We start from the raw sequence: 20,091 nt of genomic DNA, 5'->3' as shown, positions 1-20,091 counted from the left end.
CGTGCTCAGTCGGAGGAGTCGGGGCGCGCGGGGTCGGCGGCGTGCTGGCCGTGGGGGGCCGTCCCGGTCGTGGCATCCGGCTCCACGGCGGCGCGCTCCTGCGCGTCGACGTACGCCGCGACCTTGCGCGCCCGGCGGCGGCGGGCGAGCCAGCCGAGCAGGATCAGCAGGCCGATGACGACGACCGCGACGACGAACCAGATCCCGTACGCCGAGTAGTCGTCCTTGACCTCGTCCTGCGGCGTGATCTCGTTGCTGTCGATCTGCACCGGTTCCGACGCCTCCGAGCCGGTCACTGCCAGGTTGCCCGAGAGCGAGGTCCAGCCCTCCTCGGCGGCGTAGGCGCCGATCGACGCCTGCAGCGCGGAGGAGGCGGTCGCGTCGCCGTCGGGGCTCCAGCCGCCGAGCAGCACCAGGTCGCGACCCTCGGTGGTGAAGGCCTCGAGAGCCGCGTAGGGCGCCTCGGTGCCGACTCCGTAGCTCAGGCTCGACGCGTCGATGGCGGTGAACTCGGCGAGGCGCAGCGGAGTCTTGAGCGCCTCCGCGTCGGCCGAGCCGGCGCCGACCACCAGGCCCGAGCGGTCGGAGTCGACGAAGTCGTCGAGGCCGACGACCGACACCGCGAGCGGCGAGGAGTCGACCCGCTGCAGCGCCGCGACGAGGTCGCCCGCGCTGCGCAGAGCGTCGGCACCGGTCGCCGAGTCGCCGAACGCCACGGCGAGCTCGCCGCCGAAGGCCTGCGGGAAGCGGCCGAAGCCGGGCGCAGCGGACTCGCCGCGGACACCGGTGACGGTGGAGGAGGCTCCGTCGACGAAGAACTCGATCGGCACGGAGTCGGCCGAGCCGATGCAGAGGCCGTCGCCGTCGCGCACTGCCGAGAGGCGCACCGAGAGTCCGTTCGAGGAGCCGAGCTGGCCGGTCGGGACCGACAGCTCCATGTCGACGGCGGTGTCGGTGCCGAGCACGCTCGAGCCGATCAGGAAGTCGTTCCAGTAGACGTTGGCCGTGGCCGTGACGCCCTCGGGGATCGCGGAGTGCGTGCCGACCAGCTGGAGGTCGACCGCCGAGACCGGTCCGCCGAACGCGGACTGCGTGATGGTCGTGTAGCTGGCCGCGGCACCGGTGCTGCCGAGGGCGATCCGGTCGGCGCCGAAGTCGGCGAGGGTGTGCTCGAGCGAGCTCGACGGCACCACCTTCTGCGCGAGGCCGGTGGTCGTCGCGCTCGAGGCGAGACCGCGGTACTCGCTGCCGAGTGCGGCTCCGGCGGCGGCGAGGTCTCCGGAGGCGCCGCTGAGCGTGAGCGCGGGCACGCCGTTCTCGTCGCTGATCGACGTGACGACGTCGCCGTCGGCCGCGGCGAAGGTCACGAGGCGGCCCTGCGCGGGGTCGAGCTCGGGGCGGCCGTCGGTGTCGCTCGCCTCCGAGACGGTGATCACGGTTCCGGAGGAGTAGCGCGCGGCCAGCGAGGCGGCGGCCGAGAGCCCCGCGGCGCGCAGGGCGTCGTCGGCGCCGTCGGGCACCACGATCGAGACGGCCGTGACGGAGTCGCCGAAGAAGTCGCCGACGGTGGTGGGCGCCGCGGGCACGCCGTCGCCGACGATCCCGATGTCCGAGACCGTGAGCGAGCGCCCCTGCACCTCGCAGAGCGCGCCGGCCGAGCCGGTCGCTCCGGTCAGCTGGAAGCCGATCGCGAGGACGCCGTCGACGACGTCGCCCGGCTGGAGCGCGAGGTCGAGCCGGGTCGCGGTCGCCGCGTCGACGGTCTGCACGGTGCGGCCCGAGACGATGACGGCGAGCGAGCCGGTCAGCGGTTCGGCGGCCTGCAGGGAGGCGAGCACGCGGGTCGGAGTGACGCCGTCGGCGACCGGGAGGGTGAGGTACTGGAACGCCGCGCCCGCGGTGACGGTGAGGGTCGCGGCGCTGGCGGAGGCCTGCACGACCGATCCGGTCGCCGGGTCGACGAACTCGGCGGCGGAGGCGCTCGAGGCGGCCCCGAAGACCAGGACGGCGCAGAGAGCGGGTGCGGCGACCGCCGCGAGAGCACGCCGGTGCAGGGCTGGTGAAGGCATGAACGACGATCCGATCGGCATACGGGAGCGCGGACCGGCCGACGCTCGAGGATGGAGTCGAACGGTCGTTCCCGGGCCTCGGCGCGAGCCGTGGAATTCGGCTCCGACGCCCCGTTCTCGCGTCAGTCTAGGGAGTGCACGGCGACCGATCCGGTGGTCAGCAATCGGTGCTCCGCCCCCGTACGGGTGACGGGGCGACCGAAGACGTACCCTTGCACGTCGGTCACTCCGAGCTCGCGGAGGAGGTCGATCGTCTCGAGGTCCTCCGCACCCTCGACGATCACGCGCACCCCCGTCGCCACCGAGTACGACTGCAGGGCCCGCACGATCTCGCGCTTGCGGACCTCGGTCGCGAGATCGGTGATCAGCACCCGGTCGAGCTTCACGATGTCGAGTGGGAAGGTCGCCAGCGACGCCGCGGAGGAGCCCTGCGCGCCGTAGTCGTCGAGCGCGATCAGCACTCCCCTGTCGCGCAGCCGCTGGGCGTCCTGGCGGAGGGCGTCGGTCGCGCCGTCGAGAGTGCGCTCGTTGAGCTCGATGCACAGGCGCACGCCGGGGAACCGTGCCGGCACCTCGGCCAGGTGATCGCCGAGCCGGCCCGGCGCCAGCTGCTCGAGATCGACGTTGACCGTCATGCACTCGATGCCCACCCCGGTGCCGCGGAAGCTCTCGGCCGCCGACATCGCCTTGTCGACGACCTGCACGGTGAGATCGTCGAGCAGGTCGAGCTCGCGCACCTTCTCGATGAGGTCGACCGGGTCGATGCGGCCGACGATCGGATCCTCGAGGCGCACCAGCGCCTCGAACGCCCAGATGCGGTTGGTCGCGAGCTCGACGATGGGCTGGAAGGCGACGTCGAGGGTGCGGTCGCGGACGGCTCGGGACGCCGCCTCCCGCACCGGATCCGCGAGCACAGAGGTGACGTCGATCGCGCTCGAGCGCTCGCGCCCGGCCCGGCCCCTCCCGCGCTTGAGGGCGAGCATGCTGCGGTCGGCCTCGATGACGATGGTCGACGGATCCGACTCCTCGTGCGCCGAGAACGCGACTCCGACGCTCACGACCGGGGCGAGAGTGTCGCCCTCGACCGTCGCCGTGGCACTGACGGTCTCGACGAGCGCCTCGGCGCGCCTGCGCGCGTCGTCGGCCGAGCGCAGGCCGCGGAGGATCAGCACGAACTCGTCGCCGCCGACGCGCGCCGCGAAGCCGCCCTCGGCCGTGACCTCGGCCAGCCGCTGCCCCACCAGCCGGAGCATCTTGTCGCCGACGTGGTGACCGCGACCGTCGTTCAGATCCTTGAAGTCGTCGAGGTCGAGGAAGAGCACCGCGATGCCCTCGAACGGCCGGCGGTCGCGGTTGTAGGTCGCGAGCGCCGACTGGAACGCGCGCTGGTTCGGCAGACCTGTGAGCGGGTCGCGGTCGACGTAGCGGCGCAGCGACTCCACATCGTCGCGCGCGCCGAGCGTGTCGGTGCCCATGTGCGCCAGGGCGTCGAGGATCTGCTCGTCCTCGGTGCTGAACGGGGTGGGGCTGAGCCGCTTCGACGCGACGACGAAGCGGGTCCGGCCGCCGGGGAGCAGCATCACCGAGCCGATCTCGCTGCCCGAGGCGGGCTCGTCGCGCACCTCGATCCGGTCGGCCTCGATCGAGGTCCGCGCGTGCGCGATGATCGCGCCCTCGGCCTGCGAGACTCCGCCCCACGGCAGCTCGAGCGCCGCGTCGAGGACCCCGGCGAGGCGCCTGCGCACCCGGCGCACCTCGATCCGCTTCGCCACGCTGAAGACGACGGCGCCGACCACGAGCAGCAGCAGCGGGCTCTGCTCGATCGCCGGGTCGCCCGCCATCGCCGGCACGACGATGCTGTCGAGGAACCAGATGCCGGTGCCGAACGCCCAGAGCAGCAGGGCCATCAGCCCGACCCGCTTCGGCACGAGCGCGCTGAAGCCCCGCTCCCAGTCCAGGCCCCAGCGCCCCCGCTGGCGGAGCAGGTCGACGAGCAGGATGACCAGCAGCAGGACGACGGTCGCCGCCAGGAGGGCGAGAGGGGCGCCGAAGGGGCCGCGCAGCAGATCGAACACGGTCAGGTAGGCCAGGCCGGAGAACGCCCCCAGCCCCGTGATGTACGCCGCGATCGGGACGCTGCGGGTCTGCACGAGCTGGGCGAGGAGGGTCGCCGCCGTCCACACGCCGAGCAGGCGCAGCGGGTCCACCCCCGGCTGCAGGACGACCAGGAGCGACACGGTCAGCCCCATCACCGGCATGCCGGAGCGGCGGCCGAGCGGGATCCGCAGCGCGGCGGTGAGGCCCACGGCGAGGCCGAACGCGACCACGAACGCCCAGCTCAGCGGAGGCGTGATGATGAGCAGGCGCACCGAGTTGGCGATCAGCCCCAGCGCGAAGACGCCGAGCAGCACGCTGATCACGACGTCGAGGGCCCTGAGCCCGTGGGTGCGCTGCATGGGGGCATGCTAGACGGCGGCGCTGTCCCCGGCCGCGTCGAGATTCTGTGCAGCGCCATCGCCCCTGTTCTAGGGTCTGTACGCCTCGGGTCCGGATCCATAGTGAGCGCATGCCCCTTCTCTCCGTCGCTGCCGCCGAGCTCACCCGCCGCGGACTCTTCGCCGCCCCCCTCGGCGCCACTCTCGCGACCGCCGACCCCGACTCGCCCGTGCTGCACTCCGAGGTCGCCGCGCCCGGTGGAGTGGCGGGGCTGGACGCCTCCGGAGCGGTGCCCCTCGCGCAGCTCCCGGCCGCGGTGCTCACCGACTCCGGCGAGCGCCCCGTGGCCAAGGGCGAGCTCGTCTACAACGTGCACGACTACGGCGCGACCGGCGACGGCAGCACCGACGACCTCCCCGCCGTCGACGCCGCGATCGATGCGGCCCTCGCGACCTACGGAGGCGTCGTCTACTTCCCCCGCGGCATCTACCGCATCGCCGGGTCGATCGGACGCGCGAGCGGGCTGGCGAGCATCGCGTTCCGCGGGGCGGGCGAGCTGTCCACGCGCATCCGCTCGCTCACGGATGCGCCCGTGGTCACCGGCGCCTTCTCGGCCTGCCGCTTCGACAACCTGATCCTCGACGCGAACGACCTCGGCTCTCCGTGCATCTCGGCCCACCTCGACAAGACCGTGCTCGACTCGCTGCAGCTGTACGGCTGGACCGACTACGGGATGCGCCTGAACGACGGCACCTTCGGCGACCTGGGGCTGCTCAACCGCATCCAGCGCTGCAGCATCGACCAGTGCACCGGCACCGGCATCTGGACGGGCTACCGGATGATCGACTCCTGGATCGTCGAGAACAACATCGGCGCCTCCTACGCCGACCTCTCGATCGAGGGCGGGCCGGTCCGCATCCTGGGCAACCACCTCGACGGCTCGCCGCAGATCAACATCGAGCTGCGCGGCAACCGGCGGGTGACGATCGCGAACAACATCATGGAGGGGGCGCGGCGCCAGTCGCTCGTCTACACGATGCCGCCGTGGCTGACCGAGGATCTGGCGCAGATCCAGATCGTCGGCAACGCGATCAGCAACGGAGGCAAGGCCGCGGCGAACACCTACCCCGCGATCGCGATCACGGGCGTCTCGCCGACCGCCCGCACCGTGGGCTTCAACATCACCGGCAACATCTTCGCCTGCGAGGACGCGGGCGCCGGCTGGACGCACTGCGTCGAGGCCCTGAACGCGCGCGCCGTCTCGGTGCTGGGCAACCAGTGGGCGACCGGGCACATGAACACGAAGCCGGTGCGCGCGGTCGGCAGCACGGCGTACGAAGTGATCGGCAACCACGGCGACAACGCGGTGAAGACGACCTGACGCGTCCGCGGCTCGATGCGCCGAGCGGGAGGATGAGCCGGTGCGCCCCTTCGTGACACCCGCCATCGCCTCGCTCGAGCGGCACCAGGTCGCCTGGTACCTCGGCGCGATCGTCGTGGGACTGGCCGGCGGTCTGCTCCTGCCGGCGGCCGCGCGGCTCGACGTCGCCATCACTCCGGTGCTGGGGCTGCTGCTGTTCGCGACGTTCCTCGGCGTGCCGTTCGGCTCTGTACTCCGCTCCTTCGGCGACGGTCGGTTCCTCGGCGCGGTGCTGATCGTCAACTTCGTCGTGGTGCCGGCGGTCGCCTTCGGCCTCTCGCGGTTCGTCGCCGGCGATCCGGCCCTGGTCTTCGGCGTGCTGCTGGTGCTGCTGACCCCGTGCGTCGACTACGTGATCGTCTTCAGCGGTCTGGCGGGTGGTGCCTCCGCACGGCTGCTCGCGGCCGCTCCCCTGCTGATGCTCGTGCAGATCCTGCTGCTGCCGGTCCTCCTCCGCGTGATCCTCGGCGCGGAGGCGGTGGCCGCGGTCGACATCGGGCCGTTCGCCGAGGCGTTCCTGCTGCTCATCGTCGTGCCGCTCGTCGCCGCGGCGGCTCTCCAGGCGCTCGCGGCGCGCTCGGCGGCGGGGCGGCGGGTCGAGCGCGCGGTGCAGGCGGCGATGGTGCCGCTGATGGTCGCGACGCTGCTCACGGTGGTCGCGTCGCAGGCGGGCGCGGTGGGAGCCGCGCTGCCGCGACTCGGCGCAGTAGCGCTCGTCTTCGCCGCCTTCGTCGTCGTGATGACGGTGATCGGAGGCACGGCGGGCAGGGTCGCGCGCCTCGACACCCCGGGGCGGCGGGCCCTGCTGTTCAGCGGAGTGACCCGCAACTCCCTCGTGGTGCTCCCGCTCGCGCTGGCCCTGCCGCCGGCGCTGTCGCTCGTTCCTGTGGTCGTGGTGACGCAGACCCTCGTCGAGCTCGTCGCGATGGTGCTGCTGGTGCGCCTCGTCCCCCGCCTCGTCCCCTGACCGCCGGCGAGAAGCGGTTCCCTCGCGCGCTCAGCGGACGGCGCGACCGCCCGCCGCGACGAGCAGCAGCAGCCCGGCCACGGCCGTCGAGGCGGCGACCACCCCCTCCGTCCACGGCGTCGTGTCGTACGACTGGTAGCCCATGACCATCGGAGCGATCGCGAACGCCGCGAACAGGTAGCCCGGCAGCGTCGCTCCGAGCAGGAGCACGGCCGCCACCGCCGCCGCCCACGACACGGTCGCCCACAGCAGCGCCAGCGCGACGAGGGCGACGGCCGAGACGAGGCCCAGCACCAGCTGAATCCCTACGTTCTGCAGCGGCGACGGCGCATCGATCACGCCCGAGACGAGGGCGTGCAGGCCCAGAAGCCCGAACGATGCCGCGATGAGGATCACCAGCAGTCCGCCGACGCGGCCCGGCGGCGTGAGCGCTCGACCGGCGGCGAGGACTCCGAGCGCCAGCAGGATCGTGCCGATCCCGTGGAGCTGTGCCGCGGCTCCGACGTTCTCCCACGGATCGGCGGGGAACGCGTAGTCGAAGAGGTGGTCCTCGATCGTGCGGTCCTCCCGCGTCCAGCCGTCGGCCGCGACGACCCAGCGCTCGACGGCGGCGAGCGCCTGCAGCACGGCCGAGGCCAGCACGAGCACGGCCGCCCCGAGCACGGTCCTCCACCGCGAGAGGGGTCGGACGGAGGCGCTCGTCATGCCTCCAGGCTAGGCACGCGCCTCCCCGTCCGAGACGAACAGCGGGCGAACGACGCCCGCGGTGTGCGACGGTGTCCGCATGACCCGACTCGACGCCTCCGCGACCGCTCACGTCGACGCGATGGCGCACCCCCGACGCGAGCAGATCGAGGGGGCGCGGGAGGCGGTGCTCGCCGCCGACGACCGCCTCGTCGAGTCGGTCAAGTGGAACGCGCCGAGCTACGCGCTCGGCGAGCACCTGGTGACCCTGCGCCTGCGGCCGGGCGACCGCGTCGAGGTGATCCTGCACCGCGGAGTCGCGGCACGCGCCGACTCCGTCGCCCCGGTCCTCGAGGACCCGCGTCTCGACTGGCGCGCCCCCGACCGGGCCGTGCGCACCCTCGACCACGACGAGGATCCGCACCTGCTGACCCCGCTCGTGCGCCAGTGGCTGGCGGCGGTCGCTCCGCGCGGCGAGGGGACCCCCGAGCGTCGAGGCGACCCGGAGTAGAGGGCGCGGTCGACGGTCCGACGTCGCCCGACGACGGCGCCGGGCCCGCTAGCGTCGAGCGGTGAGCACCCGCACCCTCGACCGCAGCATCCTGCGGCTCGCCGTGCCCGCGCTCGGCTCGCTGATCGCCGAGCCGCTCTTCCTGCTCACCGACTCCGCCCTCGTCGGCCACCTCGGCGCGGTGCCGCTCGCGGGCCTCGCCCTCGGCGGCGCGGTGCTCCAGACGATCGTCGGCCTGATGGTGTTCCTCGCCTACAGCACGACGCCCCGCGTCGGCCGCGCGCTCGGCGAGGGCGACGAGCGCCGCGCGGTGGCTGCCGGGATCGACGGCGGCTGGCTCGCCCTCGCCCTCGGCGCCGCGATCGCCGTGGCCGGCGCGATCCTCAGCCCGGTGCTGATCGGCCTCTTCGGCGCGGAGCCGGCGGTGGCGGACGCCGGTGTCCGCTACCTCTCGGTCAGCATGGCGGGCATCCCCGCGATGCTGGGCGTCTTCGCCCTCACCGGACTCCTCCGCGGCTTCCAGGACACCCGCACTCCGCTGGTCATCGCGGCGGGCGGATTCGCGCTCAACGCGGCCCTCAACGCGGTGCTGATCTACCCCGTCGGCCTGGGGATAACCGGGTCGGCTCTGGGGACGGTGGTGGCCCAGTGGGCGATGTTCGCGGCCTACGCGGGAGTCGCCGTGCGGCTCGCCCGGCGGGTCCGCGCGCCGCTCCGACCCCACCTCGCGGGGCTCCGCTCCTCCGCCGGATCGGGTGGCTGGATGCTGCTGCGCACGGCGAGCCTGCGGGCGGCGATCCTGCTCGCGGTCGCCGTCGCATCGGCGCTCGGGGCGGAGGAGCTCGGTGCGTTCCAGGTCGCGATGACCGTCTTCTCGACGGTCGCCTTCGCGCTCGATGCGGTGGCGATCGCCGCGCAGGCCCTGCTCGGCCGACTCCTCGGTGCCGGTGCCCGAGCGGAGGCGCGCGCGGTCACGAAACGGTGTGTGACCTGGGGAATCGGCTCGGGAATCGCACTCGGAGCACTCGTAACCCTGTCGAGCGGTTACCTGCCGTACGTCTTCTCGAGCGATCCGGAGGTGCTCCGCCTGCTGCCCGCTGTCCTCGCGATCGTCGGCCTCACGGCACCGCTCGGAGGCTACGTGTTCGTTCTCGACGGCGTCCTGATCGGCGCGGGAGACGGCCGCTACCTCGCTCTGAGCGGCCTGGTGAACCTCGCGATCTTCACTCCTCTGGCCCTTCTCGCGCCCGCCGCGCCCGCGGAATGGCGCCTCCTGGCCCTCTGGATCGCCTTCGCGCTGGGCTACCTGGGCGCCCGCGCACTCACGCTCGGACTCCGCGTCCGCAGCGACGCCTGGCTCCGCTGACCCCTCGAACAGAGTTTCGAACAGGCTGTGGACAAGCCTGTGGACAACTCGACCGGCCTGGCAGCGCTCGACCGCCGGCAGCAGGCGTGCGATGTGCAGGAGCCCGCGGCGAGATCGGCTGTTTCTCCGCTTGTTCCTGCCGCGGGAGACGCGAACACCTGCAGACCGCACCGACCCCGGGCATCGAGGTGCGATCTGCAGGAGGACGTGCGGTCTGCAGGCCGGTGCGGCGGAATCCGGGATCGTTCCGCGTGATCCAGCCAGGCGGGGCGCCATCTCCTGCGAATCGCACGGAGGCGGCTCGGACCGAGCCAGGACGTGGCGCCCGGGGCCCCGGCCACCGCCTCCCGAGCGAGGCTCGCCCGCGAAGGGACGCACATCGAGTCGGACAGCCCCCCGCAGGACCCGACACGCGTCCGCTCGAGGGTCCACGCACCCGCACCGCACACGAACAGACGCCTATCGGGTCGCACGGCGTGCGCAGACCCCAGCACGCGTCCACTCGAGGGCCCTCCCGCAACCGGCACCGCACGCGAACGGACGCGCATGGGGGTCGGACGCCCCGCAAGACCCCGCGCGCGTCCACTCACGGCGCGCATTCTGCACGAACGGACCCGAACCGGGCGCAACGCGCGCGACGAAGCCCGGGAAGCGTCCGGTCGAGCCGTCAGCGAGGCGGCGCGCTCGTGCTCCCGCGGTGGAACACCGCGCTGAAGCAGACCTCGTCAGCTGGCTCGCCCGCGAGCATCGCCACCACCGCGCGTGCCGCGGCGCGACCCTTGTCGACGGCCGGCTGCACCATCGTCGTCAGGTCGTACTCGGCCGCGAGCCCGGGCACCTGGACTCCGTCGAAGCCGAGCACTGAGACGTCGGCCGGCACCCGGAGTCCGAGCTGCTCGGCGGCGAGGATGACGCCCGCCGCGAGCATGTCGCTCTGCGCGATCACCGCGGTGGGCGGCTCCGCGACATCGAGCAGCGCGCGCCCCGCTGCGACGCCCTCGTCGACCGTGCTCGCCGCGACGGCCACCGCCTCGACGTCGGCGAAGACGTCGAGCACGCCCGCCAGACGATCGACCGCCGTGATGCTCGAGCTCGAGCGCCAGTCCTCCGGGATCGGGCCGCGACGGCGGTCCTTCGCGAACGGGAGGGCGACGGAGGCGACGCGCTCGTGCCCCAGCTCCCGCACGTGCTCGGCGAGGGTGCGACTCGCCTCGCGGTTGTCGAGCGAGACCACCACCGCGCCGAGCTCCGAGAAGCCCTCGACCACGACGACCGGCACCCCGCGCCTCCGCAGGATCGCCAGCGAGTCGTCGACCGAGGGGCTGCAGCCGACCAGGATCATCGCGTCCACCGGCGCGGTCGCGAGCAGGCCCGCGCCGTCCTCGGTCTCGGTCAGCAGCAGGATGCCCGCGCCCGCCGCTCCGAGGACGTCGGCGATGCCGTCGAGCATCGCGATCTTGATCGGGTCGCGGAACGCGTGCAGCAGCCGCTCATCGACGACGACTCCCACGATGCCCGAGCTGCCCTTGCGGAGCGAGCGCGCCCGCGGATCCGGTCCTCCGTAGTCGAGCTCGGCCGCCGCCGCCAGCACCCGCTCCTTGGTGGCCGCCGACACCGGTCCGGCCCCGCTGAAGACGAGCGACGCGGTCGACGCCGAGACTCCGGCGTGGGCGGCGACGCTCGCGAGCGTCGGGCGTGCGACGCGGGGCTTCGGCGACCCCGCGGTCGACGACTCCACGGTGCTCGACTCCACGGTGCTCGACTCCACGGTGCTCCTCGACGGGTAGGCGACCCGCGGCTCCTTGACCGGCCGGGGGGTTCCGGATAGCTTAGACCGACCCGCTGTCGAATCGATTCGACAGCGGCCAACCCCGTTCCGCGGGGTCCGGACGAACCGGACCCGGCCCGCTCCAGGAATCCCCGTCATGACCACCGCCGCATCCCCCGCCCTCACCCGCTCCCAGCTGGTCTCCTGGCGCAACGCCGTCTTCACGATCTTCGTGCTGAGCGGCGTCTCGATCGCGACCTGGGTCTCGCGCACGCCCGCCATCCGCGACGATCTCGAGCTGTCGACGGCCGGCGTCGGGCTGCTGATCCTCGCGATGTCGATCGGTGCGATCATCGGCCTCACCCTGTCGACCACGATCATGTCGCTGGTCGGCGCCCGCCACGGCATGGTCGCGGGCCTCACGATCTGCGCCTCCGGACTCGCGATCCTCGGCGTCGCCGCCGACTCCCTCGGCGCACTCCCGATCGCCTTCGCCGGCATGGCGCTGCTCGGCTTCGGCAACGGCGCGGTCGACGTGATGATGAACGTCGAGGGCGCCGCGAACGAGGCCGCCTTCGGCAAGACACTGCTGCCCCTGTTCCACGCCTTCTTCAGCCTCGGGACGGTGCTGGGCGCGCTCCTCGGCGCCGCCGCCTCCGCCCTCGCTGTGCCGGTCGCCGTGCACCTCGTCGTGATCGCGGCCGTGGTCGTGGCGACCGCGTTCGTCGCGATCCGCTTCGTCCCGGTCCGCGATGTCGACGCGGCGACCGCCGTCAAGGCCCCGGTGCGAGAGCGCGTCGCCGACTCGATCGGCGTCTGGCGCGACACCCGCCTCGTCTTCATCGGCCTGATCATGCTCGGCATGGCGTTCGCGGAGGGGTCGGCGAACGACTGGCTGACCCTCGCGATGGTCGACGGCCACGGGGCCGACATGACCTCCGCCGCCATCGTGTTCGGCGTCTTCGTCGGCGCGATGACCGTGGGCCGGGTGATCGGCGGCCCCGTGCTCGACCGTTTCGGCCGCGTGCCCGTGCTGCGCGGCTCCGCGGTCCTCGCCGTCGTCGGCATCCTGCTCTTCATCCTCGCGCCGATCGACGCCCTCGTCATCGTCGGAGCCGTCGCCTGGGGTCTGGGCTGCTCGCTCGGCTTCCCGGTCGGCATGTCGGCGGCAGCGGAGGGGCCGCACTCGGCCGCACGGGTCAGCGCCGTCGCGACGCTCGGCTACGTCGCCTTCCTCGTCGGGCCCCCCGCGCTCGGGTTCCTCGGCGAGCACTTCGGCATCCTCAACGCGCTGTTCCTGGTGCTCGCGCTCGTCGTCGTGGCGGGGCTCGCGTCGCCCGCCGCGCGCAGCCGCCGCGAGGCGGTGTCCGCATGAGCGGGCCCGGCCTCGAGCCCTGCCGCGTCGCCCTCGTCACCGGCGCCAACCACGGCATCGGCGCCGCGATCGCCGAGCGCCTGGCGACCGACGGGCTCGCCGTGCTCGTGGCCTACCTCGCCGAGGAGATCCCCGAGTACGAGCCCGAGCGCCAGCGCGTCGCGCACCGGACCGACGGCGAGCAGGTCGCCGAGCGGATCCGCGCCGCCGGTGGTCGCGCACGGGCCGTGTCGGCCGACCTCCGCGACGCCGCCTCCGCCGCCCTGCTCTTCGACGCCGCGGAGGAGTCGCTCGGCCCCGTCGACGTGCTCGTCCACAACGCCACCGCCTCCCTGATCGACACCTTCCGCGCCCGCGACGCCGACTGGATGGGCCGGCCGCAGCGCCGGCTCACCGCCGACACCTTCGACCGCCAGTTCTCGGTCGACGCCCGCGCGGGCGCCCTGCTGATCGCCGAGTTCGCCGAGCGCTTCGAGCGCCGCGGCGCCCACGGCGGGCGCATCGTGTCACTGACCTCCGGAGGCGAGCGGGGCTTCCCCGGCGAGGTCTCGTACGGCGCCGCGAAGGCCGCCCTCGTCGACTACACGATCTCGGCCTCGCTCGAGCTCGGCCCGCTCGGCGTCACCGCGAACGCCCTGCACCCGCCCGTCACCGACACCGGCTGGGTGACCGACGACGTCCGCACCGCCGTCGACGCCGACGACCGCTTCTTCGACGTCGCCCGCCCCGACGAGGTCGCCGACCTCGCCTCCTTCCTCGTCTCGCCCGCCGGCCGGCGCGTGACCGGCAACGTCATCCGCATGGCCTGACGCCCGCCCCCCACGCTCGCAGACGACCGTTCGGCTCGCAGAATCACGTTCGGCTCGCAGAATGCGGCGATTCCCGCGAGCCGACCACGATTCCACGAGCCGGAGGTGCACCCACCCACCGCCGAGCCGACGCGAATAGGCTCCTGAGCACGGCGGAGGGGGCTGCAGTGCGATTCGCAGCGCGTGATGGAGCGGTGATCCACGTCGACGAGCTCGGTGCGGCCGGCGGGCCGGCTCTCGTCGCCGTTCCCGGCGGGCCCGGGCGGCACCCCGACTACCTCGACTGCTTCGACTCGATCGCGGGCACCCGCCGGATCCTCGTGCTGCATCCCCGCGGGGTCGGCGGGTCGGCCTCGGTCCCCGCTCGCTCGTTCGTCGACCTCGCCGACGATCTCGAGGACCTCCGACTCCACCTCGGCGTCGACGCCCTCGACCTGGTCGCCCACTCGGCCGGATGCCGCACCGCTCTGGTCTACGCCGCGCGTGCGCCCGGACGTCTCGAGCACCTGCTCCTGATCGCTCCGGGCACCGCCTGGCTCGGCCTCCACGGCGACGACCGCGCCGCCCTCGCGCACCGCCGTCGCGGCGAGGAGTGGTTCGACGTCGTGATCGCGGCGGCCGCGGCCTACCCGCACGAGCAGGATCCGCTCCGCCGCCTCGCGCAGGTCCGGCGCGCCGCTCCCCTCGGCTGGTCGACCTGGGATGAACGCGCTCGCGCCCACGAGAGCGCGGCGCAGTGGTCTCCGGAGGCGTTCGCGGCCTTCTCGGCCCCGATCGATGCGGAGGCGCTGCGCGGCGCACTGAGCCGGGTCGCCTGCCCCGTCGTGGTCGTCGGCGGCGAGGACGACGCGCTGGCCGGCTTCGAGCCGCTCGCAGAGCTCGCCGCCCTGTTCCCGCTCGGCAGTCTCGCCGCCATCGAGGCGTGCGGGCACTACCCGTGGGTCGAGTCGCCGGCGGAGTTCGCGGTCGCCCTCCGCGCCTCCCTGATGACCGCGCCGGCCGTGCCGCCGATCGGCCGTCGCCGCTCAGCACCCGACTCGGACTGACGCGGCGTCTATCCTCGACGGGTGCGTCTCGTCATCGCGCGCTGCTCGGTCGACTACACCGGCCGCCTCAGCGCCCACCTCCCCCTCGCCACCCGTCTGCTGCTGGTCAAGGCCGACGGCAGCGTCCTCGTGCACTCCGACGGCGGCTCGTACAAGCCGCTCAACTGGATGAGCCCGCCGTGCACCCTCACGACCGGCCTGCCCGACGACGAGGCGAGGGAGGCGGGAGTCCTCGAGCAGTGGACGGTCGCGCACAAGAAGACCGGCGATGCACTCGTGGTCTCGATCCACGAAGTCCTGCACGATTCGGCGCACGAACTCGGTATCGATCCGGGTCTCGTGAAAGACGGAGTGGAGGCTCATCTGCAGCGACTGCTCGCCGAGCAGATCGATCTGCTCGGCGAAGGCCACACTCTCGTCCGCCGCGAATACATGACCGCGATCGGACCCGTCGACATCCTCGCCCGCGATTCTCATGGCGCCGCTGTCGCCGTCGAGATCAAGCGCCGCGGAGAGATCGACGGAGTCGAGCAGCTCACCCGCTATCTCGAGTTGATGAACAGGGATCCGCATCTCTCGCCGGTGACCGGAGTCTTCGCGGCCCAGGAGATCAAGCCGCAGGCGAGGACTCTCGCGCAGGACCGCGGTATCCGCTGCGTCGTGCTCGACTACGAGACCATGCGCGGAGTCGACGACTCGCACACCCGCCTCTTCTGACCAGTCCGTCGGCCGTCCGGCCCGATGACTGGGCTCGATTCCCGCGAGCATCGATAAGCGGTACCCGACCCTGCTCCGTTTCCGTTCGAGCAGTGAGGCGCAAGGACTCCTGGCCGCAACCCCGCTGGTCGAGCAGCCGCCGCAGGGGCGTATCGAGACCCACCTCACTCAGAGGTTCCCGACTCCGCACAGACCGAAGGCCCCCGCGAGCGGACTCGACGGGGGCCTTCGGTGCGGTGCCGGAGCGGCTTACTTGTGCGCCGCCTGGTACGCGGCCTGGACCTCGGCGGGGATGCGTCCGCGGTCGGAGACCTGGTGGCCGTTGGCGTTCGCCCACTCGCGGATCGCCTTGAGCTGCTTGGGGTCGCTCTTCGACGCGGTCGCGACGGAGGTGGCGGCCGCGGGCCGCGATCCGACGCGGCGGGCGCTCGAGACGAACTTCTCGAGGGCCGAGTGGAGGCCGGCGATGTTGTCGGGGCCGAGATCGATCTCGTAGTTGGCGCCGTCGATGCTGAATCGGACGGTTCCGCCGTCTCCGGAGTCGATAGGGGTGCCATCGATATCGTCGACGAGCGTGATCTTCTGTGCCACTTTTTCCTCCAGTGTTGTCCGGACCGATGGTCGGAACCGATCGGATCTCGGATGCTTCTTCAGACCAGGTGTGTTCTCGGGCCTGGCGTTCTCGAGCCCGAATGTTCTCGGACCCGCGTAGTCGGCTCGCTGTACTTCCGGGACTCGTCGGATACTCCCGGGACTCGTCGGATAACGGCCCGGATGCGAATCGGGCCCGCCTCGATCGGATCCGACGGGGTCGGACCCCGAGGCTCGACCGCTACGGATCCGACTGTGTCGTGTTGTCGAACCGAAGAAGACATTACCCCTTCTCCTAGCATCTGGCACACTTATCGGCATTCTTTGACGTCATTCGGCGCGATCAGAGGGGCGATTAGCGGCTGGAATGCCGTGCTGACACCGTCCGATTCTCTGAAGTCACCATCAATCGTCGATTACTCCACTCATTCGGGCGACAAGAGAGGTCACCCGATAGCGTGAGGTCATGACCCCGAGAGGCGGACCCCCCGCGCGACCACTGAAGCCGGGCCCGGCCCGCAACGCACCCGCCCGAGAAGCACTCGAGGCGCTGGTCGCCGAGCCGACTCGGGAAGGAGTGACGCGCCTCCTCGACGCCTGCCTCGCCGGTTCGCTGGTCGTCGACGTCACGGGTTCGCAGCCGGGAGGCGTCCCGCACGTCCGCACCGTCGCCACCACCACGGGCGAGCAGGTCCTGCCGCTGTTCACGTCGACCGACGAGGTGCGCGCGGCCGTTCCCCGCCAGCAGCACCCGCGCGTGCAGATGCTGGTGCTGCCCGGCCGCGAGGCCTTCGCCCTCATCGGCACCGCCGACTTCGTCGCCGTCCAGCTCGATCCCGGCTCGATCGCCCAGGTGATCGCGCGGTCCTTCATCGAGGACGCGCTCGGCACCTGACCGCGGACACGCCGCCGACATCGTTCGGCCGTAGAGTGTCAGGCCCGGCGGGGCAGCGCCGGTGTCATCGAGCCACTCGAGTTCAGGAGCCCGCCATGTCCGACACCACTCTCGCGCACGCCGGTCACGGCGCACTCGGTTCGAGGACCTGGTCGTGCATCCTCTTCGACCTCGACGGCACCATCACGGATTCGGCGCCCGGCATCACCGGCACGCTCGTCGACACCTTCGTCGAGCTCGGCCGTCCGGTGCCCCTGCCCGTCGAGCTCCTCGCCTACGTCGGCCCCCCGCTGCTCGACGCCTTCCGCGAGCTCGGCGGCATGAGCGTCGACGAGGCGCAGGGTGCGCTCGCCGTCTACCGCCGCCGGTACAACGCGGGAGGCCTCTTCGACTCGAGCGTCTACGCCGGCGTCCCCGAGATCCTCGCGCGCATCGCCGAGGCGGGCATTCCGCTCTCGCTGGCGACGTCGAAGCCGGAGTCGGCCGCGACCCGCGTCCTCGAGCACTACGGGCTCGCGCAGTACTTCACGGTGATCTGCGGAGCCTCCGAGGACGAGGTCCGCAGCGCGAAGGCCGATGTCGTCGAGGAGGCGCTGCGCCGCCTCCGTGCGCTCGGCGTCGACCTCTCGTCGCCCGTGATGGTCGGCGACCGCGAGCACGACGTGCACGGAGCCGCCGCGCACGGCATCCCGACGATCATGGTCGAGTGGGGCTACGGCTCCCCGGTCGAGGCCGTCGGCACCATCGCGCTCGTGTCCGAGCCGCACGAGCTCGAGGCGCTCCTGCTGCCCTGAGCCCCGTACGATGAGGGCATGACTGGTCTGGGCGTCGTCCTCTCGTTCGTGCTGTTCGTCGGCGGGATCCTCGTGCTGGGCAACTCGTTCCTGCTGCCCGACATCGCCGGCTTCCTCTTCTTCGGCGGCATCGTGATGATCTCGGCCTCGCTCGGGCTCGCCTTCCACGTCCTGCCGAAGTCGCAGTAGCTCCTCGGCTCAGCCGAGCGTGCTCGCGTCGAGGTTGATGACCGAGCCGATGTACACGGCCGTGCCCGCCCCCGCGATCGTCGGGTTCATCCGCAGCAGCTGCTGCACCGGGATGCCGAAGCGCTGGGCGATGTCGAAGAACGTGTCGCCCTGCACCACGGTGTAGCTGACGATGTCACCGGCCGCGTCGCGCGTCGGCTCGCCGTTCGCCCCCGGAACCGCGCCGTTGTCGACCGCGAAGGCCGTCTCGGGGATGTCGGGCACGGGATTGGGCGTGAGGGTGACCGTCACCTCCGGGAGGGGCACGAACACGGTGGCGGTCGTCTGCGGCAGCGCGGCGGTCACGGTGGGGTCGGGCGTGGGAGTCGCGGTGGCGAAGACCGTCACCGTCACCGTCGGAGTCGGCATGGGCGCTGCGCAGCCGGCGAGGCCCGCGGTGACGGCGAGGGCGATCGCGGCGCCTCCGAGTGCTCTGGTGCGCATGGCGTGCCTCTCGCGGCGCCGACCCCCGGCGCACGCGTCCACCCTAGGAGATCGGCGCGGGTCTATCGTCGGACGCGTGATGCCGCAGGAGCTCGAGAACCTCGCGCACCTCCGCCGTGCCCGGGACCTGATCGACCGCGACTACGCGAGTCCGCTCGATGTCCCGACGATGGCGGCACGGGCCCTGATGTCGCCGTCGCACTTCTCGCGCCGCTTCCGCGCGGCGTACGGCGAGACTCCGTACAGCTACCTGATGACCCGGCGGATCGAGCGGGCGATGGCACTGCTGCGCGGCGGGGCGAGCGTCACGGAGGCGTGCCTGGCCGTCGGCTGCACCTCGCTCGGCTCGTTCAGTGCGCGCTTCACCGAGATCATCGGCCGCACCCCCTCCGCGTATCGCGACGGCCCGCACGACGCGGTCGAGGCGATGCCCGCCTGCATCGCGCGCTTCCAGACCCGCCCGCTGCACCCCGCGCCCGCCGCCGTCGCGCACAACATCAGCTGAGAGCACCGCTCGTGCGCCATGGCCGATGAGCGGCACTCCTGGCGGACGTCGTGATGCCGGCATCGAGCACGATCGGAGAAGCGGTGCCCCGGACCCCCGGCATAGAGTCGCCGCCATGAGCATCGAACTGCAGTACGTGAACATCACCGTCACCGACGTCGACGAGTCGATCGCCTTCTACGGCGACGCCCTCGGCCTGGACGTCGTCATGGACGTGGCGAACGGAGGCTTCCGCTGGGTCACTCTCGGCAGCGACGCGCAGCCGGGCATGGGCCTCGTCCTCTCGGTGCCGCACGCCGGCCGATCGCAGGCCGACGGCGACACTCTTCAGGAGCTGCTGACCAAGGGGGTGCTGCCGATGCTCGTCTTCCGCGCGAGCGATCTCGACGCGACCTTCGAGTCGCTGCGCGCCTCCGGGGCCGAGGTCCTGCAGGAGCCGATCGAGCAGAGCTGGGGCCCGCGCGACTGCGCGTTCCGCGACCCCTCCGGCAACATGGTGCGGATCTCTCAGGCCTGATGAATCAGGCCCCGAGTGATCAGGCGTGCGGCTCCGGCAGCAGGCGCAGCCCGCCGCCGCCGTTCGCCGCATCCATCAGCGCCTCCACCCACGAGGGGTTGATGGTCGGCTGGCGGCTCCCGGCGAAGTGGAACTGCAGAGCGATGTTCGGATTCATCCAGAACGAGTGGCGACCCCGCGCTCCCTCGGGCATCGAGTCGAGGGTGAGGCTGAAGCGCTCGTCGCGCCGGAACTTCGCGTAGATGACGATCTGGAGATGGGCGAGGGTCCGGTCCTCGATCTCGATCACAGCCGGCGGGGTGCCGTAGAGGAATTGACCCATGACGCCAGCCTATCTCTAGCCCGGCTCTTTACTAGGTTGTCTAGCTAATTCTCGGCGTCCGGCTCTGCCGCGTCGATCTCGTCGACGGCCGAGCTCATCCGCCGGAGGAAGTTCACGACGACCTCGGCCTCGTGGGCGTCCAGATCCTCGGCGATCTCGAGCATCCTGCGGTGCATCTCCTTGAGCGTCGCGCGCACCTCCTCGTCGCTGTCGACGGTCGCCTCCACGACGATGCCGCGGCGGTCGGTCGGGTGCGGCTTGCGGACGAGGTGCCCGCTGCGGACGAGCCGATCGATCAGCACGGTCGTCGACGCGGACGAGATCGACAGGTGGCCGGCGAGGTCCTTCGCGCCGACGATGACTCCGCTTCGCTGCTGGCGGAGCAGGAACTGGATCGCGATCAGGTCGGTCTCGCCCATCGCCATCTTCTCGCGCGTGCGGCGGCGCATCGAGACCTCGGACACCCGGTAGGAGCGCATGGCGCTCAACACCTCGACGGCGCGCCGCGTCGAGGACTCGTCGGGGTACCAGTACCCCGCACCGCTCCTGACCGTGGTCTCGCTCATCCGCTCATCCTAGACGCGCGTGCAATCAGGCGGTCTAGCGAGGCGCGCCGCCTACCCTGGA

21 protein-coding genes are annotated in these 20,091 nt (G+C 72.1%); 13 read left to right on the top strand and 8 right to left on the bottom strand.

The annotated features are described in order from the left end of the window. Positions 1–5 precede the first annotated feature (5 nt). Both ASG06_RS06510 and ASG06_RS06505 read right to left on the bottom strand, forming a co-directional pair. On the bottom strand, positions 6–2,069 hold the full coding sequence (locus ASG06_RS06510) for a hypothetical protein (RefSeq protein WP_156465887.1): 2,064 nt from the start codon (positions 2,067–2,069) through the stop codon (positions 6–8). Between the two features lie 122 nt (positions 2,070–2,191). Beyond that, positions 2,192–4,525 carry a bifunctional diguanylate cyclase/phosphodiesterase gene (locus tag ASG06_RS06505; RefSeq protein ID WP_056039996.1) on the bottom strand — a complete coding sequence of 778 codons (2,334 nt, stop codon included), beginning with the start codon at positions 4,523–4,525 and terminating at the stop codon, positions 2,192–2,194. A 110-nt stretch (positions 4,526–4,635) separates the two neighbouring features. On the opposite strand from ASG06_RS06505, the gene ASG06_RS06500 reads away from it, so the two are divergent. Together ASG06_RS06500 and ASG06_RS06495 are read left to right on the top strand one after the other, a co-directional pair. Further along, positions 4,636–5,886: a glycosyl hydrolase family 28-related protein gene (locus ASG06_RS06500; protein WP_056039995.1), complete on the top strand. Its 1,251-nt coding sequence runs from the start codon at positions 4,636–4,638 to the stop codon at positions 5,884–5,886. Positions 5,887–5,926: 40 nt separating this feature from the next. After that, complete coding sequence (locus ASG06_RS06495) at positions 5,927–6,892, top strand: arsenic resistance protein (RefSeq protein ID WP_056039993.1); 966 nt, start codon at positions 5,927–5,929, stop codon at positions 6,890–6,892. Between the two features lie 30 nt (positions 6,893–6,922). Here the strand turns inward: ASG06_RS06495 and ASG06_RS06490 are convergent, their stop codons facing one another. Beyond that, complete coding sequence (locus tag ASG06_RS06490; RefSeq protein WP_056039990.1) at positions 6,923–7,597, bottom strand: hypothetical protein; 675 nt, start codon at positions 7,595–7,597, stop codon at positions 6,923–6,925. A 79-nt stretch (positions 7,598–7,676) separates the two neighbouring features. On the opposite strand from ASG06_RS06490, the gene ASG06_RS06485 reads away from it, so the two are divergent. Both ASG06_RS06485 and ASG06_RS06480 read left to right on the top strand, forming a co-directional pair. Further along, positions 7,677–8,087: a DUF1801 domain-containing protein gene (locus ASG06_RS06485; RefSeq protein WP_156465886.1), complete on the top strand. Its 411-nt coding sequence runs from the start codon at positions 7,677–7,679 to the stop codon at positions 8,085–8,087. A 61-nt stretch (positions 8,088–8,148) separates the two neighbouring features. Beyond that, positions 8,149–9,453, top strand: coding sequence for an MATE family efflux transporter (locus ASG06_RS06480; RefSeq protein ID WP_056039986.1), 1,305 nt, complete (start codon positions 8,149–8,151; stop codon positions 9,451–9,453). Between the two features lie 667 nt (positions 9,454–10,120). Here the strand turns inward: ASG06_RS06480 and ASG06_RS06475 are convergent. Next, entirely contained in the window at positions 10,121–11,221 is a 1,101-nt protein-coding gene (locus tag ASG06_RS06475; protein WP_231727631.1) for a LacI family DNA-binding transcriptional regulator, read from the bottom strand. A 157-nt stretch (positions 11,222–11,378) separates the two neighbouring features. On the opposite strand from ASG06_RS06475, the gene ASG06_RS06470 reads away from it, so the two are divergent. From ASG06_RS06470 to nucS, 4 genes are all read left to right on the top strand, one after another. Beyond that, a complete protein-coding gene (locus tag ASG06_RS06470; protein ID WP_056039984.1) occupies positions 11,379–12,596 on the top strand; it encodes an MFS transporter in 1,218 nt (405 codons plus the stop codon). After that, complete coding sequence (locus ASG06_RS06465) at positions 12,593–13,405, top strand: SDR family NAD(P)-dependent oxidoreductase (protein ID WP_056039981.1); 813 nt, start codon at positions 12,593–12,595, stop codon at positions 13,403–13,405. The genes ASG06_RS06470 and ASG06_RS06465 overlap by 4 nt, the downstream gene beginning before the upstream one ends. A 194-nt stretch (positions 13,406–13,599) precedes the next feature. Next, positions 13,600–14,451 carry an alpha/beta fold hydrolase gene (locus tag ASG06_RS06460; RefSeq protein ID WP_056039979.1) on the top strand — a complete coding sequence of 284 codons (852 nt, stop codon included), beginning with the start codon at positions 13,600–13,602 and terminating at the stop codon, positions 14,449–14,451. Between the two features lie 21 nt (positions 14,452–14,472). Continuing rightward, the gene (nucS, locus tag ASG06_RS06455) at positions 14,473–15,168 is read left to right on the top strand and encodes an endonuclease NucS (RefSeq protein ID WP_056039977.1); all 696 of its coding nucleotides are present in this window, start codon (positions 14,473–14,475) and stop codon (positions 15,166–15,168) included. Between the two features lie 249 nt (positions 15,169–15,417). On the opposite strand, the gene ASG06_RS20210 is transcribed toward nucS, so the two are convergent. Further along, positions 15,418–15,759 (bottom strand): histone-like nucleoid-structuring protein Lsr2, encoded by a 342-nt coding sequence (locus ASG06_RS20210; RefSeq protein WP_056039975.1) that lies wholly within the window; start codon positions 15,757–15,759, stop codon positions 15,418–15,420. A 466-nt stretch (positions 15,760–16,225) separates the two neighbouring features. Between ASG06_RS20210 and ASG06_RS06445 the strand changes: the two genes are divergently transcribed. The 3 genes from ASG06_RS06445 to ASG06_RS19895 all read left to right on the top strand — a co-directional run bounded on the left by ASG06_RS06445 (position 16,226) and on the right by ASG06_RS19895 (position 17,637). Next, entirely contained in the window at positions 16,226–16,654 is a 429-nt protein-coding gene (locus tag ASG06_RS06445) for an SseB family protein (RefSeq protein ID WP_056039973.1), read from the top strand. Positions 16,655–16,749: 95 nt separating this feature from the next. Next, on the top strand, positions 16,750–17,448 hold the full coding sequence (locus ASG06_RS06440) for an HAD hydrolase-like protein (protein ID WP_056039971.1): 699 nt from the start codon (positions 16,750–16,752) through the stop codon (positions 17,446–17,448). 18 nt (positions 17,449–17,466) lie between these two features. After that, positions 17,467–17,637 carry a hypothetical protein gene (locus ASG06_RS19895; RefSeq protein WP_156465885.1) on the top strand — a complete coding sequence of 57 codons (171 nt, stop codon included), beginning with the start codon at positions 17,467–17,469 and terminating at the stop codon, positions 17,635–17,637. A gap of 9 nt (positions 17,638–17,646) precedes the next feature. Here ASG06_RS19895 and ASG06_RS06435 read toward each other — a convergent pair whose 3' ends face one another. Beyond that, complete coding sequence (locus ASG06_RS06435; protein ID WP_056039969.1) at positions 17,647–18,120, bottom strand: LysM peptidoglycan-binding domain-containing protein; 474 nt, start codon at positions 18,118–18,120, stop codon at positions 17,647–17,649. A 76-nt stretch (positions 18,121–18,196) separates the two neighbouring features. On the opposite strand from ASG06_RS06435, the gene ASG06_RS06430 reads away from it, so the two are divergent. Both ASG06_RS06430 and ASG06_RS06425 read left to right on the top strand, forming a co-directional pair. Next, a complete protein-coding gene (locus ASG06_RS06430; RefSeq protein ID WP_056039967.1) occupies positions 18,197–18,625 on the top strand; it encodes a helix-turn-helix transcriptional regulator in 429 nt (142 codons plus the stop codon). Between the two features lie 115 nt (positions 18,626–18,740). Next, entirely contained in the window at positions 18,741–19,142 is a 402-nt protein-coding gene (locus ASG06_RS06425; RefSeq protein WP_056039965.1) for a VOC family protein, read from the top strand. Between the two features lie 19 nt (positions 19,143–19,161). Here ASG06_RS06425 and ASG06_RS06420 read toward each other — a convergent pair whose 3' ends face one another. Both ASG06_RS06420 and ASG06_RS06415 read right to left on the bottom strand, forming a co-directional pair. After that, entirely contained in the window at positions 19,162–19,464 is a 303-nt protein-coding gene (locus ASG06_RS06420) for a DUF7882 family protein (RefSeq protein ID WP_056039963.1), read from the bottom strand. Positions 19,465–19,508: 44 nt separating this feature from the next. Beyond that, positions 19,509–20,030, bottom strand: coding sequence for a MarR family winged helix-turn-helix transcriptional regulator (locus ASG06_RS06415; protein ID WP_056039961.1), 522 nt, complete (start codon positions 20,028–20,030; stop codon positions 19,509–19,511). Positions 20,031–20,091: the final 61 nt, after the last annotated feature.

It is taken from the genome of Rathayibacter sp. Leaf185 (genome assembly GCF_001423885.1).
GTDB lineage: Bacteria > Actinomycetota > Actinomycetes > Actinomycetales > Microbacteriaceae > Rathayibacter.
Note: the sequence above shows the minus strand (reverse complement) of the source record. Positions and strands in the feature narration are given on the sequence as shown.